The organism is Kineosporiaceae bacterium (assembly GCA_016713225.1).
In the GTDB taxonomy this organism is placed as follows: domain Bacteria; phylum Actinomycetota; class Actinomycetes; order Actinomycetales; family Kineosporiaceae; genus JADJPO01.
Map to the genome: position 1 here is coordinate 648,710 of JADJPO010000003.1, position 16,861 is coordinate 665,570.

General features: G+C 68.2%; 14 protein-coding genes. 11 read left to right on the forward strand and 3 right to left on the reverse strand.

Annotated features, from left to right (window positions below; genetic code table 11):
• The first annotated feature begins 1 nt into the window (after nt 1).
• Genes IPK24_14010 through IPK24_14020 form a run of 3 tightly spaced genes read left to right on the forward strand, consistent with a single transcriptional unit; the run spans nt 2 to nt 2,879 of the window.
• Nucleotides 2-1,300: a branched-chain amino acid ABC transporter permease gene (locus tag IPK24_14010; GenBank protein ID MBK8076639.1), complete on the forward strand. Its 1,299-nt coding sequence runs from the start codon at nt 2-4 to the stop codon at nt 1,298-1,300.
• Complete coding sequence (locus IPK24_14015) at nt 1,297-2,121, forward strand: ABC transporter ATP-binding protein (GenBank protein ID MBK8076640.1); 825 nt, start codon at nt 1,297-1,299, stop codon at nt 2,119-2,121. Before IPK24_14010 ends, IPK24_14015 begins: the two co-directional genes overlap by 4 nt.
• A 53-nt stretch (nt 2,122-2,174) precedes the next feature.
• Nucleotides 2,175-2,879 (forward strand): ABC transporter ATP-binding protein, encoded by a 705-nt coding sequence (locus IPK24_14020; protein MBK8076641.1) that lies wholly within the window; start codon nt 2,175-2,177, stop codon nt 2,877-2,879.
• 166 nt (nt 2,880-3,045) lie between these two features.
• Here IPK24_14020 and IPK24_14025 read toward each other — a convergent pair whose 3' ends face one another.
• Nucleotides 3,046-3,477 (reverse strand): hotdog fold thioesterase, encoded by a 432-nt coding sequence (locus IPK24_14025; protein MBK8076642.1) that lies wholly within the window; start codon nt 3,475-3,477, stop codon nt 3,046-3,048.
• Here IPK24_14025 and polA point away from each other — a divergent pair.
• Nucleotides 3,476-6,283: a DNA polymerase I gene (polA, locus tag IPK24_14030; GenBank protein ID MBK8076643.1), complete on the forward strand. Its 2,808-nt coding sequence runs from the start codon at nt 3,476-3,478 to the stop codon at nt 6,281-6,283. The genes IPK24_14025 and polA overlap by 2 nt on opposite strands.
• Before the next feature lie 47 nt (nt 6,284-6,330).
• Here polA and IPK24_14035 read toward each other — a convergent pair whose 3' ends face one another.
• Nucleotides 6,331-7,194 (reverse strand): methyltransferase domain-containing protein, encoded by an 864-nt coding sequence (locus IPK24_14035; GenBank protein ID MBK8076644.1) that lies wholly within the window; start codon nt 7,192-7,194, stop codon nt 6,331-6,333.
• A gap of 231 nt (nt 7,195-7,425) precedes the next feature.
• Between IPK24_14035 and rpsA the strand changes: the two genes are divergently transcribed.
• The 5 genes from rpsA to IPK24_14060 all read left to right on the forward strand — a co-directional run bounded on the left by rpsA (nt 7,426) and on the right by IPK24_14060 (nt 14,842).
• The gene (rpsA, locus tag IPK24_14040; GenBank protein ID MBK8076645.1) at nt 7,426-8,919 is read left to right on the forward strand and encodes a 30S ribosomal protein S1; all 1,494 of its coding nucleotides are present in this window, start codon (nt 7,426-7,428) and stop codon (nt 8,917-8,919) included.
• Between the two features lie 105 nt (nt 8,920-9,024).
• Entirely contained in the window at nt 9,025-10,632 is a 1,608-nt protein-coding gene (locus IPK24_14045) for a sugar transferase (GenBank protein ID MBK8076646.1), read from the forward strand.
• Between the two features lie 92 nt (nt 10,633-10,724).
• Nucleotides 10,725-11,600 carry a dephospho-CoA kinase gene (locus IPK24_14050; GenBank protein ID MBK8076647.1) on the forward strand — a complete coding sequence of 292 codons (876 nt, stop codon included), beginning with the start codon at nt 10,725-10,727 and terminating at the stop codon, nt 11,598-11,600.
• Nucleotides 11,601-11,644: 44 nt separating this feature from the next.
• Nucleotides 11,645-13,750 (forward strand): excinuclease ABC subunit UvrB, encoded by a 2,106-nt coding sequence (gene uvrB / locus IPK24_14055; protein ID MBK8076648.1) that lies wholly within the window; start codon nt 11,645-11,647, stop codon nt 13,748-13,750.
• Between the two features lie 90 nt (nt 13,751-13,840).
• Nucleotides 13,841-14,842: a TerC family protein gene (locus IPK24_14060; GenBank protein MBK8076649.1), complete on the forward strand. Its 1,002-nt coding sequence runs from the start codon at nt 13,841-13,843 to the stop codon at nt 14,840-14,842.
• A gap of 12 nt (nt 14,843-14,854) precedes the next feature.
• Here the strand turns inward: IPK24_14060 and IPK24_14065 are convergent, their stop codons facing one another.
• The gene (locus IPK24_14065) at nt 14,855-15,523 is read right to left on the reverse strand and encodes an MBL fold metallo-hydrolase (GenBank protein ID MBK8076650.1); all 669 of its coding nucleotides are present in this window, start codon (nt 15,521-15,523) and stop codon (nt 14,855-14,857) included.
• 96 nt (nt 15,524-15,619) lie between these two features.
• On the opposite strand from IPK24_14065, the gene IPK24_14070 reads away from it, so the two are divergent.
• Both IPK24_14070 and IPK24_14075 read left to right on the forward strand, forming a co-directional pair.
• Nucleotides 15,620-16,168 (forward strand): hypothetical protein, encoded by a 549-nt coding sequence (locus IPK24_14070; GenBank protein ID MBK8076651.1) that lies wholly within the window; start codon nt 15,620-15,622, stop codon nt 16,166-16,168.
• A gap of 120 nt (nt 16,169-16,288) precedes the next feature.
• A complete protein-coding gene (locus IPK24_14075; protein ID MBK8076652.1) occupies nt 16,289-16,855 on the forward strand; it encodes a copper chaperone PCu(A)C in 567 nt (188 codons plus the stop codon).
• The last annotated feature ends 6 nt before the right edge of the window (nt 16,856-16,861 follow it).

The following is a 16,861-nucleotide window of genomic DNA, read 5'->3' on the forward strand; positions in this document are numbered from 1 at the left end:
CATGGCGACCGCTACCACTCCCTCTCCTGCCGGGCCGACGGTCTCGGTCAAGGACGCTGCGGCGCACGCTCGCCGCTCCAACCTGCGGTGGGCGCTCGGGCTCACCGTGGCGGTCATCGTGCTCTTCCTGCTCTACTGGAAGATCCTTCCGGCGGTCGGGGGTGAGACGGCCACCTTCTTCCGCAAGTGGCTGTCGGTCTCGGCTGCCAGCGAGATGGTGCTCTGGGTGATCTTCGCCCTCGGCCTCAACATCGTGGTCGGCTATGCCGGTCTGCTCGACCTGGGCTATGTGGCGTTCTGGGCCATCGGCGGGTATGTGGCGGGCTGGTTCATGTCGCCGTTCGCCTCGGAGATGATGAACGACAAGAGCTGGGCCGGGCTGAAGGTGAACTTCCTCGGGCACCCGCCCGCGATCGAGGGGCTCGACCGGGGCATCCACCTGAACTTCTGGTTGGTGTTACCGATCGCCGGCCTGATCTGCGCATTCTTCGGCGTCCTCATCGGAGCTCCGACGCTGCGGCTGAAGAGCGACTACCTGGCGCTGGTCACCCTCGGGTTCGGCGAGATCATCCCGCAGATCTTCCGCAACGGTGAGCGACTGGGCTCCGGGGGCAACTTCAACCTGTCCAACGGAGACAAGGGCATCACCCCGATCGACACCATCCCGACCTGGCCGTTCAGCTACATCCCCGGCGTACCGGATCAGTTGGGGCTGCGCGCCGAGGACCTGCCGTTCAAGTTCCTGGTCTACTGCCTGCTGGCGGCGGCGATCGTGTTCCTGTCGCTGCGGATCCGTGAGGGGCGGCTCGGCCGCGCCTGGCTGGCGATCCGCGAGGACGAGCTGGCGGCGTCCATGATGGGTGTGCCGCTGATGCGCACCAAGCTGGCCGCCTATGCCGTCGGTGCCTTCGCCGGCGGGATCGGTGGGGTCGCCTTCGCGACCTACGTCAACGGCATCTATGCCAGCCGGTTCGACTTCGCGATCTCGATCATCCTGCTCGCGATGGTGGTGCTGGGTGGCATGGGCAACGTCTGGGGGGTCACCGTCGGTGCGCTGGCGCTGGCGTGGATCAACTCCACGGGGCTCGAGAAGTTCGGCGACACGTTCAACGAGGCGGCCGGCACCAACGTCAACTTCAAGAACTACCAGTTCTTGTTGTTCGGCCTGATCCTCGTGCTCATGATGCTGTTCCGTCGTGAAGGACTGATCCCCGAGACCCGCACCAAACAGGTTCTCGCCGAGCCCGAACGCGGTGAACTCGAAGCCGTCGGGGCCGACATGGAGGGTGGCCAGTCATGACCGCACAACCTGTCGAGCGCACACTGTCGTCCGCCCTCGATCTGCGGGCCGACGACATCACGATCCGGTTCGGTGGCCTGGTGGCGGTGGACAACGTCACCTTCACCATCCCGCACGGATCCGTGGTGAGTCTGATCGGGCCCAACGGGGCCGGTAAGACGACGTTCTTCAACATCCTCACGGGTCTGTACCACCCGACGTCCGGCCGGGTTCACCTGGGCGACAAGGACGTCACCGGTCTGCCGACCCACCAGGTGGCCCACTTGGGGCTGGCCCGCACGTTCCAGAACATTCGGCTGTTCAACCTGATGACGGCCGAGGAGAACGTCATGGTGGCGATGCACTCGCACATGAAGTCGGGCATCGTCGGCACCGTGCTCAAGACGCCACGCCAGCGTCGTGAGGAGCGGGAGGGACGCGACCGGGCTCGTGAACTGCTCGCCTTCGTCGGCATCCCCAAGGTGGCGGACGAGTACGCGCGCAACCTGTCCTATGGCGACCAGCGGCGGCTCGAAGTGGCTCGTGCGCTCGCGCTCAAGCCCAAGATCCTGCTGCTCGACGAGCCCACCGCAGGCATGAACCCGCAGGAGTCGGCCCGATTCGTCGAGTTCGTGTACCGGGTGCGCGACGAGATGGACCTGTCGGTGCTGCTGATCGAACACGACATGAGCGTGGTCATGAAGGTCAGCGAGCGGGTCACGGTGCTCGATCAGGGCAAGAAGATCGCCGAAGGCACGCCGGACGAGATCAAGAACGACCAGCGCGTGGTGGAGGCCTACCTGGGCAAGACCGGCACCGAGGGCTACAGGAGCGACAAGTGAGCGCGCAGAGCAGCACTCCGGCCGCCGGAGACACCCGGGGGACCGGCGACGTCCTGTTGAAGATCGACGACCTGCACGTCTACTACGGCGCCATCGCCGCGGTGAAGGGCGTCAGCGTCGAGGTTCGCCAGGGTGAGATCGTGACCTTGATCGGCTCGAACGGCGCCGGCAAGTCGACGACGTTGCGCACCATCTCGGGCCTGCTCAAGCCGCGCCAGGGCAGCATCACCTTCAACGGCATGGCCGCGACGTCGATGTCCGGTCACGCCATCGTCGAGGCCGGCATCTGCCACTCACCCGAGGGTCGACGCATCTTCCCGAAGATGACCGTGGACGAGAACCTCGACATGGGGGCGTTCCTGCGCAACGACAAGGAGGAGATCGCCGCCGATCGTGAGCGGGTCCTCGAGCTCTTCCCCCGGTTGCAGGAGCGGATCGCGCAGAAGGCCGGGACCCTGTCCGGCGGCGAGCAGCAGATGCTGGCCGTCGCCCGGGCGATGATGGGTCGGCCGAAGCTGCTGCTGCTGGACGAGCCGTCGATGGGTCTGGCCCCGGTGCTGGTGGACCTGATCTTCGACACCATCCAGACGATCCGCGACCAGGGCGTGACCATCTTGTTGGTGGAGCAGAACGCGTTGGCGGCGTTGGGCATTGCCGACTACGCGTACGTGCTCGAATCGGGATCGCTGAAGCTGGAGGGCGCAGCGCGCCGCCTGGCCGAGGACGACGAGGTCACCCGCGCCTACCTCGGCGGCTGACCCACCCCCTGCCACCCGGAGTCCGCACAAGAACCCGCTCATGCTCCGCAGGTGACGCGTCGATGCTCCGCAGGTGCCCGCCATCCGCGTCACCTGCGGAGCATGGGCGGGCACCTGCGGAGCATGAGCAGGTTTGGGGGTGCGGTTCGGGCGCGGGTTGGGGGGGTCAGGTGGGGTCGCCGGGGGGGCGTTCGCGCAGGATGCAGGTGATCCGGGCGGTACAGGTGCGTCGTCCGGACTCGTCGGTGATCTCGACCTGGTAGCTGGCCAGGGACGAGCCGAGCGAGAGCGGTGTCGCCACCCCGGTGACCGTGCCCGATCGGACGGCGCGGTGATGGGTGGCGTTGATGTCGATGCCGGCCGCGATGCGGCCGTTCGGCAGGCCGTGCACCACCGCGGCCACCGACCCGACCGTCTCGGCCAGCACGCACGAGGCACCGCCGTGCAGCAGCCCGTAGGGCTGGGTGTTCCCGGCCACCGGCATGGTGGCCACCACGCGGTCGGTGGTGACCTCGGTGAAGACGATTCCCATGCGCTCGGCCAGGGTGCCGGGCGAGGAGGCGTTGAACTGATCGGCCAGGTTCGCACTGTCGGACATGGCCCCTAGGGTGGCATCCGTGAGCCCCACCGCGACGCGCACCCCTGCCTCCTCCACCTCGCCGCGCTCGACGTCGAAGCGCGCCGCCCCGGACGCCGCCCGGCCGGCTCGACTGCTGTTGGTCGACGGGCACTCCATGGCCTATCGGGCGTTCTTCGCCCTGCCGGTCGAGAACTTCTCCACCAGCACCGGCCAGAGCACCAACGCGGTGTACGGCTTCACCTCCATGTTGATCAACGTGCTGCGCGACGAGGCGCCGGACTACGTCGCGGTGGCCTTCGACATCTCGCGGCAGACATTCCGCAGCGAGGTCTACCCCGACTACAAGGCGAACCGTTCCAGCTCGCCGCAGGAGTTCTCCGGCCAGGTGGCGTTGATCAAGGAGGTGCTCGCCGCGCTGCGGGTGCCGGTCCTCGAGAAAGAGGGCTACGAGGCGGACGACGTCATCGCCACCCTCACTCGGCAGGCCAGTGCAGCGGGGCTCGAGGTGGTCATCTCGACGGGTGACCGCGACGCGATCCAGCTGATCAGCGACAGCGTGACCCTGCTCTACCCGGTACGTGGGGTGAGTGAGCTGATCCGGATGACGCCGGCCGTCACCCAGGAGCGCTACGGCGTGGGGCCGCAGAGCTACTCCGACATGGCTGCCCTGGTCGGCGAGAGCAGCGACAACCTGCCCGGCGTGCCGGGCGTGGGCGCCAAGACCGCCGCCAAGTGGATCAATCTGTACGGCGACCTGGACGGCATCGTGGCCCACGTCGACGAGATCAAGGGCAAGGTGGGCGGCACGCTGCGTGAGCATCTGGCGCAGGTGCTCACCAACCGGCGGCTCAACCGCCTCGTCGACGACCTCGACCTGCCGCTGGGCATCGAGGACCTGCACTGGCGCTCCTGGGACCGCGAAGAGGTACACCGGGTCTTCGACGGTCTGGAGTTCCGGGTGCTGCGCGACCGGTTGTTCGACTACCTGGCGGCACCCGAGCCCGAGGCCGAGGGCGGTTTCGCGCTCGACCAGTCCCGGTTGACCGGGGAGCAGACCGCGCTCTGGCTCGCCGAGCACGCACCGGCCGGCAGCCGCACCGGGGTGCACGTGGTCGGCCAGTGGGGCCGGGGCACCGGCGACGCCCGAGGGCTGGCGCTGGCCAGCGCCGATGGCGCTGCCGGCTTCATCGATCTGGTGGACGCCGATCAGCAGGCCACCGAGGCCGTGGCCGGGTGGCTCGCCGATCCGGCTCGTCACAAGGTGTTCCACGACGCCAAGGGTCCGGTCACCGCCCTCGAGGCTCGTGGTCTCGCGGTGGACGGCGTGGTGTGCGACACCGCCCTGGCCGCCTACCTGTGTCGTCCCGATCAGCGCAGCTTCGACCTGGCCGACCTCAGTCTGCGCCACCTCGGGCGTGAGCTGCGGGTCGAGACCGCCGGGACGACCGCCGTGCCCGACGAGGTGCAACTGACCCTGGACGTCGACGCGGTCACCGCCGGCGAGGCGGACGGTGCGGCGTCCGAGGCTGCGATGGTCCGGGCGCGCGCCGTCCTGGAACTGGCCGCGGCGCTGGACGTCGAGCTGGCCGACCGCGGCGGGGCCGGGTTGTTGTCGGACGTCGAGCTCCCGCTGGTCCGGGTGCTCGGCCGCATGGAACACGCCGGCATCGCGATCGACACCGACGCCCTGCAGGCCTTGGAGAGCTACTTCGCCGAGGCCGTGGCGGCGGCGGCCACCGAGGCGTTCGCCGTGATCGACTCCGAGATCAACCTCGGATCACCCAAGCAGTTGCAGACCGTGCTGTTCGACCAGCTCGGCATGCCCAAGACCAAGCGCACCAAGACCGGCTACACCACGGACGCCGAGGCGCTCGCCGAGCTCTACGTCAAGACCGAGCACCCGTTCCTGCTGCACCTGTTGCGCCATCGGGACGCCTCCAAACTGCGGGTCACCGTCGAGGGTTTGCTGCGGTCGGTCTCGGACGACGGCCGCATCCACACCACGTATCAGCAGACCATCGCCGCGACCGGCCGACTGTCGAGCACGGATCCCAACCTGCAGAACATCCCGATCCGTACCGACGAGGGACGGCGGATCCGCGAGACCTTCATCGTCGGGCCGGGGTACGACTGTCTGCTCACGGCGGACTACTCCCAGATCGAGATGCGGATCATGGCGCACCTGTGTGCTGATGCGGGCTTGATCGAGGCGTTCCGGTCGGGGGAGGACCTGCACAACTTCGTGGCATCCCGAGTCTTCGGCGTCCCGACGGACGGGGTGACTCCGGCGATGCGCTCGAAGATCAAGGCCATGGCCTACGGCTTGGCGTACGGCCTGAGCGCGTTCGGCCTGTCCCGTCAGCTCAACATCCCGGTGGACGAGGCCAAGACGCTGATGGAGGACTACTTCGATCGCTTCGGGGGAGTGCGCGACTACCTTCAGGGCATCGTCGCCCAGGCGCGGCGCACCGGGTACACCGAGACCATCCTCGGCCGGCGCCGTTACCTGCCCGACCTGACCAGCGACAACCGGCAGCGCCGCGAGATGGCCGAACGGATGGCGCTGAACGCCCCGATCCAGGGCAGCGCCGCCGACATCATCAAGATCGCCATGCTCGCCCTCGACCGCGGTCTGACCCAGGCGGGTCTGCGCAGCCGGTTGCTGTTGCAGGTGCACGACGAGCTCGTGCTCGAGGTGGCACCCGGTGAGCGCGAGGTCGTCGAGGAGCTGGTACGGGCCTCGATGGCCGGGGCCGCCGAGCTGTCCGTCCCGCTCGAGGTGTCGGTGGGCATCGGACGCTCCTGGCACGAAGCCGGCCACTGATCGGCTGTCATCCGGAGGTCGGCCGGGGTGCCGGCCGCCCGGTCGCCTCACGTGGGCTTACGGGCGACGAAGATCGCGGTTCCGGGAAGGAGTCGACCCCGCAGCGGGCTCCACCCGCCCCAGATCCGGTCGTGCCCCGCGGGCCACCTCGGCTCGATCAGGTCGACCAGCTCGAGCCCGGCCCGGACGATGTCGCGGATGCGCTCACCCAGGGTGCGGTGGTGCTCGGCGTAGCTCAGCCGACCGGCGGCATCTCGCTCGATGTAGGGGCGGGTGTCGAAATACGAGCGCACCGCGGTCAGACCCCGCTCGGAGGGGTCATCCGGGAAGGCCCATCGCATCGGGTGGGTCACCGAGAACACCCAGCGACCGCCCGGACGCAGCACCCGCGCCACCTCACTCATGATCTGTTCGGGGTCGGCCACGAACGGGACGGCTCCATAGGCACTGAAGGCGTGATCGAAGGTGGCGTCGGCGAACGGCAGGCGGCGGGCGTCGGCCTGCACCAGACCCGGTGTGCGCGAGGCGCCGTCCGGGTCTGCGGCGTCGTCCAGGTCGGCGGTGTCGCCCGGCGCCACCGGCCCGGTCTGGTTCAGCATCCCGATCGACAGGTCGATGCCGACCGCCTGAACGCCGCGCGTGGCGAGCCACCGGGAACACTGGGCCGCGCCACAGCCGATCTCGAGCACGCGTCGTCCGATCAGGTCACCGATCGGCCCCAGCAACTGGGCCTCGTCCTCGGTCAGTCCCTCGGGTCCCCAGACGAAGCGATCCGCACCCAGGAAGGCACCGTGGTCGGCGAGATACTCGCTCGCCTCGTCGTCCCACCACGCCCGATTCGCCAGCACGCTCTCCTCGGCGCCCGCAGGGGCATAGCCTGCCTCCGGAAGGCCGTCACGATTGCCGGACATAATGGTTTAAATCCACCCCCTGGCGTGCTTTGACCTGTGATCCGGCCGAAGGGTACGGTAACCATGGCGCACAGCGTGTGCGCGGACCGAGACTGGCCTTGATCCGAAAGCGATCGGAGCCGCGATCCGATCGCACGCCTTGCACCGTCTGTTCCACCATCCCAGTTCTCCTTGTCCGCACTCGACACCTGTCCGCATCGGAGCCCCTACTTCATGACCACCAGCCCGACGATGAGCCCCACCCTGGACTCTGCAGCCGCCGCTACGGCCGGCATCTCCGCCCCCAAGGGCACCCCGCAGGTCGCCATCAACGACATCGGCACCGCGGAGGACTTCCTCGCCGCCATCGACGAGACGATCAAGTACTTCAATGACGGCGACATCGTTGCCGGCACGATCGTCAAGGTGGACCGCGACGAGGTCCTGTTGGACATCGGCTACAAGACCGAGGGCGTCATCCCCTCGCGTGAGCTGTCCATCAAGCACGACGTCGACCCCGGTGAGGTCGTCAGCGTCGGCGACGAGATCGAGGCCCTGGTTCTCCAGAAGGAGGACAAGGAGGGCCGGCTCATCCTGTCCAAGAAGCGTGCGCAGTACGAGCGCGCCTGGGGCACGATCGAGCGGATCAAGGAAGAGGACGGCATCGTCACCGGCACCGTCATCGAGGTGGTCAAGGGTGGCCTGATCCTCGACATCGGCCTGCGCGGCTTCCTGCCGGCGTCGCTGGTCGAGATGCGTCGGGTCCGCGATCTGCAGCCGTACGTGGGCAAGCAGATCGAGGCCAAGATCATCGAGCTGGACAAGAACCGCAACAACGTGGTGCTGTCCCGTCGTGCGTGGCTGGAGCAGACCCAGTCCGAGGTGCGCCAGACCTTCCTGCAGACGCTGCAGAAGGGCCAGGTCCGCTCCGGTGTGGTCAGCTCGATCGTCAACTTCGGCGCCTTCGTCGACCTCGGTGGGGTCGACGGTCTGGTGCACGTCTCGGAGCTGTCCTGGAAGCACATCGACCACCCGGGTGAGGTCGTCGAGGTCGGCCAGGAGGTCACCGTCGAGGTGCTGGACGTCGACATGGACCGCGAGCGCGTCTCGCTGTCGCTCAAGGCCACCCAGGAAGACCCGTGGCAGCAGTTCGCCCGGACCCACGCGATCGGTCAGGTCGTGCCGGGCAAGGTCACCAAGCTGGTTCCGTTCGGCGCGTTCGTCCGAGTGGACGAGGGCATCGAGGGCCTGGTGCACATCTCCGAGCTGGCCGAGCGTCACGTGGAGATCCCCGAGCAGGTCGTGCAGGTCGGCGATGCGATCTTCGTCAAGGTGATCGACATCGACCTGGAGCGGCGCCGGATCTCGCTGTCGCTCAAGCAGGCCAACGAGGGAGCCACCGGCGACACCGCGGAGTTCGATCCGTCGATGTACGGCATGGCGGCGGAGTACGACGAGGCCGGCAACTACAAGTACCCCGAGGGCTTCGACTCCGAGACCCAGGAGTGGATGCCCGGCTTCGAGTCGCAGCGTGAGGAGTGGGAGCGGCAGTACGCCGAGGCCCACGCACGCTGGGAGGCGCACCGCAAGCAGATGGACGACGCCGCCAAGGCCGATGCCGAGGCTCGCACCGAGACCGGCGAGGCTCCGTCGACCTACAGCTCGCAGGCTCCCGTCGCCGAGGGAACCCTGGCCTCCGACGAGGCCCTGGCTGCTCTGCGCGAGAAGCTCACCGGCGGGTACTGATTCACCTCGGGCCGCGCACACCGGGCTCGAATCGTCTCAAGCCGCACCGACCGTCGACCGATTCACAGGTCGACGGTCGGTCGGCGTTTGGGGCGAAGAGGAGTCATGAGCCAGGACGGAGCCTTCAAGCCGCCCGGGAAGACCGCTGCGGCCCCCTCGGCACCCGCCCCCCGGGTGTCCCAGGACCCCATGAGTTCGCGGGACGGGGCGTTGGCCGCCAAGATGCAGTCCGTTCGGGACCGCGAGGCCGACAGCGAGGCCCGGCGACAGTTCGAGCTGGCGGGCGCGCCGGCGGATTCGCGGCGCGATCCCTCGCAGTGGGTGGCGCGTCAACGGGTGTCGGCGGCCTGGTTACGGCCGTACACGCTGGTGGTGGTCGGGGCGGACCTGGTGCTGGCCGTGCTGGCCTGCTTGGCCGGCATCGCCCTGGTCGGGGACGGCGAGTCCGTCTGGTGGGCCTTCCCGTTCGGTGCCCTGGTCCCGGCGGTGGCGGTTCTCGCCCGCACGTACGAGCACCGCTTCATCGGCGTCGGCAACCAGGAGTTCCAGCGCCTCGCGGCGTCCAGCTTGATCGTCCTGGCCCTCGGCAGCACGATCGCCTACGCGACCCGGGCCGAGGTGCGAGGGTTGGTGCTGGCCGGCTCGACGCTGGCGGCGGTGGCCACGCAGCTCGCGCACACGGTGGCTCGCCAGGTGCTCTACGCCTTGCGCCGGCGAGGCCGGTGCACCCACCGCGTGGTGGTGGTGGGTCTGGAACGGTCGGTCGACGAACTGATCACGCGGCTGAGCCGCCAACCTGACGGCGGGGTCGAAGTGGTGGCCGCCTGCCTACGCAGTGCCAAGGGGGAGACCGTGGCCGGCGTGCCGGTGGCGGGTACCCCCGACGAGGCCCAGGCCATCGTCCGGCGCCACCATGCCCACGCCATCTTGATCACCGCCTGGTCGGAGATCGGCGAGGACGACCTGCGGCGCCTCTCCTGGGACCTCGAGGGCAGTGGCATCCAGTTGTTCGTCGCCCCGCGACTGACCGAGGTCGCGGTGCCACGGATGCACCTGCAGACCATCGGGGGCGTCCCCCTGCTGTCGGTCGACGAGCCGGAGTTCACCGGCCTGCGGCGGGTGGCCAAGGGCGGCCTCGACATGATCCTCGCCAGTGTTGCCCTGGTGCTGCTCGCTCCGGTGATGATCGCTGTGGCGATCGCGGTGAGGATCGACTCGCGCGGGCCGGTGTTCTTCCGCCAGGAACGGGTGGGCAAGGACTCCCGGCCGTTCAAGATGACCAAGTTCCGCAGCATGTACGTGGACGCCGAGGAGCGACTCGCTCAGCTCACCCACCTCAACGAGCACGGCGGTGGGCCGCTGTTCAAGATGAAGGACGACCCGCGGGTGACCCGGGTCGGGGCGTTCCTGCGCAAGTACTCCCTGGACGAGTTGCCTCAGCTGTTCGACGTGCTCTGCCGCACCATGTCGGTGGTCGGGCCTCGCCCGCCGTTGGCCCGCGAGGTGGCCGCCTACGAGAAGGACGTGCACCGCAGGTTGTTGGTCAAGCCGGGCATCACCGGGTTGTGGCAGGTCTCGGGGCGCTCGGATCTGACCTGGGAGGAATCGGTGCGGCTCGATCTCGGCTACGTCGAGAACTGGTCGCTCGGGCTCGACCTGTCGATCATCGCCCGGACCGTGGTGGCAGTTCTGGCCCGGCGCGGGGCGTACTGACCTCTCGAATCCCCAGGGCAGGGCTCGCGTCAGGGTGATGCGGGACGTACGTGTCGTCGTCACCTCGCCCCCCGCGACGTACGCTCGGTGCCGTGCTGAGGGTGGGATTGACCGGTGGCATCGGGGCGGGCAAGTCGACCGTCGCGTCACGGCTGGCCGAGTTGGGCGCCGTCGTGGTGGACGCAGATCAGATGGCCCGCGCGGTGGTGGCCCCCGGAACCGAGGGACTGGCCGAGGTGGTGGCGACCTTCGGGCCGCAGGTGGTGACGTCCTCCGGTGAACTCGACCGCGCCGCACTCGGCCGAATCGTGTTCAGCGACGAAGCAGCCCGCCGCCGGCTCGAGGCGATCACGCACCCTCGGATCGCCACCGCCACGGCGGCAGCGTTCGCCGCCGTGCCGGGCGACTCGGTCGGGGTGCACGATGTGCCGCTGCTCGTCGAGAAGCAGATGGCCGCCGACTACCACCTGGTGATGGTGGTTCACGCAGACGTCGACGAACGCATCCGGCGCCTGGTCACCGACCGTGGCATGACCGCCGCCGAGGCTCGATCACGGGTGGCGGCGCAGGTCTCGGACGACGCTCGGCGTCAGGTGGCCGACATCTGGCTGGACAACACCCGGGGCAGTGCCGATCTGCTGGACCTGGTGGACGCCGCCTGGCGGCGACGCCTGGCCCCGTTCGCGACGAACCTGGCCATGCACCGGCCGGCGGAAGGTGTCGGTCACCGGCCGGACGACCACGTGCGGGCCCGGTTGGCGGCACGACTGCAACGGTCCGTGGGGGAGCGGGCTGTGGTGAGCGTCCTCGGGACGGGCTTCGAGGTAGGCGGCGCGGAGCCCACCGATGAATTGGCCGCGGCCGTCGAGCGGGCAGGCTATGCCCCGACGTCCGAGACGACACCGGCGGTGGCCTTCCTGACCTGCGACCCCGCCTGGGCGGGCACGCCGGTCCACCTCGCAGACTGAGGCCGACGCGTTGGTTGTCGGTGGTGGCGCTTACGGTGTGAGACATGCGCCCCGTCACGGACCTGCAGCGAACCGTCGCCCCGTTCCGGGTGGTCGCCGAGTACGAACCCGGTGGCGACCAGCCCCAGGCGATCGCCGAACTCGCCGGCCGGGTGGAGGCAGGCGAGCGGGATGTGGTCCTGCTCGGTGCCACCGGTACCGGTAAGTCGGCCACCACCGCCTGGCTGATCGAGAAGGTGCAGCGCCCGACGCTGGTGCTGGCGCCCAACAAGACCCTGGCGGCCCAACTCGCCAATGAGTTCCGTGAGCTGCTGCCGCACAACGCGGTCGAGTACTTCGTCTCGTACTACGACTACTACCAGCCCGAGGCCTACGTCCCGCAGACGGACACCTACATCGAGAAGGACTCCTCGATCAACGAGGAGGTCGAGCGGTTGCGGCACTCCGCGACCAACTCGCTGCTGACCCGGCGCGACGTCGTCGTGGTCGCCTCGGTGTCCTGCATCTACGGCCTCGGCACCCCGCAGGAGTACGTCGACCGCATGGCCCGGCTGAAGGTCGGGCAAGAAGTCGAGCGCGACGACCTGCTCCGACGATTCGTGACCATGCAGTACACGCGCAACGATCTCGCCTTCACCCGGGGCACGTTCCGGGTCCGGGGCGACACCATCGAGATCATCCCGGTCTACGAGGAGCTCGCTCTGCGCATCGAGCTCTTCGGCGACGAGATCGATCGGATCTACACCCTGCACCCGATGACCGGTGAGGTGATCCGTGAAGAGCAGGAGATGTACGTCTTCCCGGCCACTCACTACGTGGCGGGCCCGGAGCGGATGGAACGCGCCCTGACCGGCATCGAGGCCGAGCTCGCCGAGCGGTTGGAGGAGATGAATCGGCAGGGGAAGTTGCTCGAGGCGCAGCGGCTACGGCTGCGAACCGATCACGACATCGAGATGATGCGCCAGGTCGGTTCCTGCGCCGGCATCGAGAACTACTCGCGGCACATCGACGGCCGAGGCCCGGGGACGGCGCCGAACACCTTGCTGGACTACTTCCCCGAGGACTTCCTGCTGGTCATCGACGAGTCCCACGTCACGGTGCCGCAGATCGGGGCGATGTACGAGGGCGACATGTCCCGCAAGCGCACCCTGGTCGATCACGGCTTCCGGTTGCCCAGCGCGATGGACAACCGACCGCTGAAGTGGGAGGAGTTCCTCGACCGGATCGGCCAGACGATCTACCTGTCCGCCACGCCGGGCGACTACGAGCTGGCCAAGGGCCGGGGAGTGGTGGAGCAGATCATTCGCCCGACCGGGCTGATCGATCCCAAGGTGGTGGTCAAGCCGACCCGGGGGCAGATCGACGATCTGCTCGGTGAGATCCGCGATCGCGCCGCGCGTCACGAACGGGTGCTGGTCACGACGCTGACCAAGAAGATGTCCGAAGACCTGACCGACTACCTGCTCGACCAGGGGGTTCGGGTCCGCTACCTGCACTCCGAGGTCGACACGCTGCGCCGGGTCGAGCTGCTGCGGGAGTTGCGCCAGGGGGAGTACGACGTCCTGGTCGGGATCAACTTGTTGCGCGAGGGGCTCGACCTGCCCGAGGTGTCGCTGGTGAGCATTCTGGATGCCGACAAGGAGGGCTTTCTGCGGTCGGCCAAGTCGCTGATCCAGACCATCGGCCGTGCGGCCCGCAACGTCTCGGGCGAGGTCCACATGTACGCCGACACGGTCACTCCCTCGATGGCCCAGGCGATCGACGAGACCAATCGGCGGCGCGAGAAGCAGGTGGCCTACAACCTCGAACGAGGCGTCGATCCGGCGCCGTTGCGCAAACGGATCGCCGACATCACCGACCTGATCGCCCGCGAGGAGGAGGACACCGAACAGCTGATCGGTGCCGGGCGGCAGCGCAGCCGCGGCAAGGCGCCGGTGCCGGGCATGGGCGGCGGTGCCCGTGGCGCCGGCACCCACGCCGCGGATCTGCGCAATCTGCCTGCAACCGACCTTGCCGATCTGATCCAGCAACTCACCGACCAGATGAAATCCGCTGCGGCGGAGCTGCATTTCGAGCTCGCAGCTCGCCTGCGCGACGAGATCTCCGAGCTGAAGAAGGAGCTACGGGGCATGCGGGCTGCCGGCCGGTGAGCCGAGTCGAGCGCGGGGCGGATTCTGGGTCGGCCCGGTACTGGCGACTACCATCGTGAGACACGTCCGTGCTTCGGGAGGTCTCCTGCCTTGTCCCTCTGGTTCGAAGTCACGACTTTTGCCGTGTTGGCGGTGCTCCTGATCGCAGACCTCGTGCTGGTGGCGAGGTCGTCCAGGGTTCCCTCGATGCGTGAGTGCACGGCCTGGGTGGGCTTCTACGTCGGCCTCGCACTCGTCTTCGCCCTGATTCTGCTGGGGGTGGCAGGGACCCAAGAGGCAGGTCAGTTCCTCGCCGGCTGGTTGACGGAGTACAGCCTGTCGGTGGACAACCTCTTCGTGTTCGTGGTGATCATGAGCCGGTTCTCGGTTCCGCGCCACCACCAGCAAGAGGTCCTGATGGTGGGGATCATCCTGTCGCTGGTCTTGCGTGGCGGATTCATCGTCGTGGGAGCCGCGGCCATCGAGCGCTTCAGCTGGATGTTCTACCTGTTCGGCGCGTTCTTGATCTACACCGCGATCCAGTTGGCCCGACAGGGCGAGACCGAGGAGAGCGACTTCGAGGAGAACATCCTCATCCGCAAGGCACGCCGGGTGCTGCCGATCGCGCCGACCTACGACGGACGCAAGCTGCTGGTGACCTTCGGCGGGACGAAGGCGCTGACCCCGATGGTGTTGGTGTTCCTGGCGATCGCCACGACCGACGTGCTCTTCGCTCTCGACTCGATCCCGGCGATCTTCGGGCTGACGCAGGACCCGTTCATCGTCTACACCGCGACGATCTTCGCCCTGATGGGCCTGCGTCAGCTCTACTTCCTGCTCGGGGGCCTGCTCGACCGACTGGTGTACCTGTCGATCGGGCTCGCCGTCGTCCTGGGCTTCATCGGGGTCAAGCTGGTCCTCGAGGCGCTACACCTCAATGAGGTGGGGTGGATCAACGGCGGTCAGTCGGTCGGGTGGGCTCCGGAGATCCCGATCTGGGTCTCGCTCAGTGTGATTGTTGCCGTCTTGACAATCACGACCGTGGCCAGCTTGGCGCACAGCCGTCGGCACGAGGCCCTGAAGGCGCGAGACCAGGCCGGCGACCAGAGCTAGCGCAGATCGACCTCACCAGCCGCGGGCCCACCACGATGGCAGCGATCCACGCTCGGCACCGATGGTGGTGTCGTTGCCATGACCGGGGTAGACCCAGGTGTCGTTCGGCAACGAGTCGAAGACCCGCCGTTCCAGATCGGTCATCAGACTGCGGAAATCCTCGGGCGAGTCCGTCTTGCCGGGTCCCCCGGGAAAGAGGCTGTCGCCGGTGAACACATGGCGGCTGCCATCTGCGGCGTGGAGTACCACCGCAATCGATCCCGGGGTGTGACCGCGCAACGCGATGACGTCGAGCCGCAGCTCGCCCAGTCCGAGGGTGTCCCCGTGCCGTAGCGCCTGGTCCGGGGCTTGCGGCAGCTCGGGCGCATCCTCGACGCCGGCCAGGGTCCATGCTCCGGTGGTTCGGGCCACCTCGGACAGGGCACGGTGGTGGTCCCAATGGCGGTGTGTGGTCAGAACCTGCAGCCCACGGCGTCCGCGGGCGCCTCCCTCGTCGATCAGGGCCAGCAGCCGTGGTGCATCGTCCGCAGCGTCGATCAACATCTGGTACCCGGTCACCCGACAGGTGATCAGGTAGGCGTTGTTGTCCTGCTCCGACACACTCGCCTTGCGGATCACGACGTCGTCCAGTTCGCGGACGTCGGTCGGGCCACCTGGCTGAACGGAACCGGTGTACGGCATGAGTCCTCCCGCGCTCTGTGCTGTCCTTGGTCGTCCTCAGCCTCGCAGGCCACAGAGCAGGCTGCCTATGGCTGGGCAGGGGGTAACCTGAGGCACGTGGTACGGGTTGGGCGAACGGTCGCGATCGCGGTGATCGGCTGCGTGCTCTCCGCCACCGCCCATTCCCTGGTGTCCGGCCTCACCCTCGCGGCCCTGCTCGGTGACGCCCCCCGTTCCTCCTGGGGCCTGCTGGTGCTGATCTCTGTGGCCGGCGTGCTGCCCTTGGGCTCGCGACGTCAGCCCTGGTGGGTCATCGCCTCTGCTCTGACGGCGATGCAACTCGCTCAGCACGTCGTCCTGCTGACCACCGAGCCGACGCTGCACCGCTCGGCGACGATGACGCCGACCGGCCCGCACGTCGTCCGGATGGTGCTCGGCCACGCCGCGGCCGCGGCGGTGACCGCCGTCATCGCGGGGCGCGGTGAACGCGCTTTCGCGCTGTTGCGTCGCTGGCTGGGTTGGTTCGCCGTTCGCTGGGCGCCCGCTACAGCGACACCGACCGCCGTGCCGGTCAGTTGCCCTCGTGTTCTCCTCCTGGCAGCCGGGCTGGTCCAGGGCGGGCCGGGTCTTCGAGGTCCTCCGGTTCTGGGCCGCGTCCACGCCTGACACCGCGACGTCCTTCGAGGGCGCACGCGGATCCGACCCGAACCATCCGCCCGACCCGCCCAACGGCGCGGGTCGGGACCGATCGGCGTGTCCGTCACGCCAGAGGAGAACCACACGATCATGAAGATCTCTGCACGTCGTCCGGCGCTGGCCGGATTCACCCTCGCCCTTGTCGTCTCCGGTGGGCTGCTCACCGGATGTAGTTCGTCGGAGACCACACCCGCGAGCACTGCCGGCAGCTCCGCCGGGGCGACCAGCGCCCCCGCCGCAGCCGCCGCCCTGACGCTCACCGACGGGTGGGTCAAGGCTGTCGACTCCGGCATGACCGGGATGTTCGGCACCCTGAAGAACACCGGCACCACCCCTGTCACCGTGGTGGGGGGCAGCAGCGACATCGCCGGAATGATCGAGACCCACGAAGTGGTCATGGTCGACGGTGAGATGAAGATGCAGCCGAAGGCCGGCGGCTTCGAGATCCCCGCCGGTGGCACCCACACCCTGGCGCCGGGCAAGGATCACATCATGCTCATGAAACTGACCAAGGCCGTGAAGGCTGGTGACGAGGTCAAGGTCATGCTGAAGCTGGCCGACGGTTCCACCGTGGAGGTGACAGGCCTGGGCAAGCCGTTCTCCGCCGGCAACGAGAGCTACAAGCCGTCCGCCAGCGCGTCCATGTCGGGCATGTAAGGGACT

Coding starts and splice junctions, on each gene's coding strand:
- IPK24_14015 (MBK8076640.1), top strand. CDS start 1,297: ATGACCGCACAACCTGTCGAGCGCACACTGTCGTCCGCCCTCGATCTG.
- IPK24_14075 (MBK8076652.1), top strand. CDS start 16,289: ATGAAGATCTCTGCACGTCGTCCGGCGCTGGCCGGATTCACCCTCGCC.
- IPK24_14035 (MBK8076644.1), bottom strand. CDS start 7,194: ATGTCCGGCAATCGTGACGGCCTTCCGGAGGCAGGCTATGCCCCTGCG.
- IPK24_14065 (MBK8076650.1), bottom strand. CDS start 15,523: ATGCCGTACACCGGTTCCGTTCAGCCAGGTGGCCCGACCGACGTCCGC.
- rpsA (MBK8076645.1), top strand. CDS start 7,426: ATGAGCCCCACCCTGGACTCTGCAGCCGCCGCTACGGCCGGCATCTCC.
- polA (MBK8076643.1), top strand. CDS start 3,476: ATGGCCCCTAGGGTGGCATCCGTGAGCCCCACCGCGACGCGCACCCCT.
- uvrB (MBK8076648.1), top strand. CDS start 11,645: ATGCGCCCCGTCACGGACCTGCAGCGAACCGTCGCCCCGTTCCGGGTG.
- IPK24_14025 (MBK8076642.1), bottom strand. CDS start 3,477: ATGTCCGACAGTGCGAACCTGGCCGATCAGTTCAACGCCTCCTCGCCC.
- IPK24_14010 (MBK8076639.1), top strand. CDS start 2: ATGGCGACCGCTACCACTCCCTCTCCTGCCGGGCCGACGGTCTCGGTC.
- IPK24_14045 (MBK8076646.1), top strand. CDS start 9,025: ATGAGCCAGGACGGAGCCTTCAAGCCGCCCGGGAAGACCGCTGCGGCC.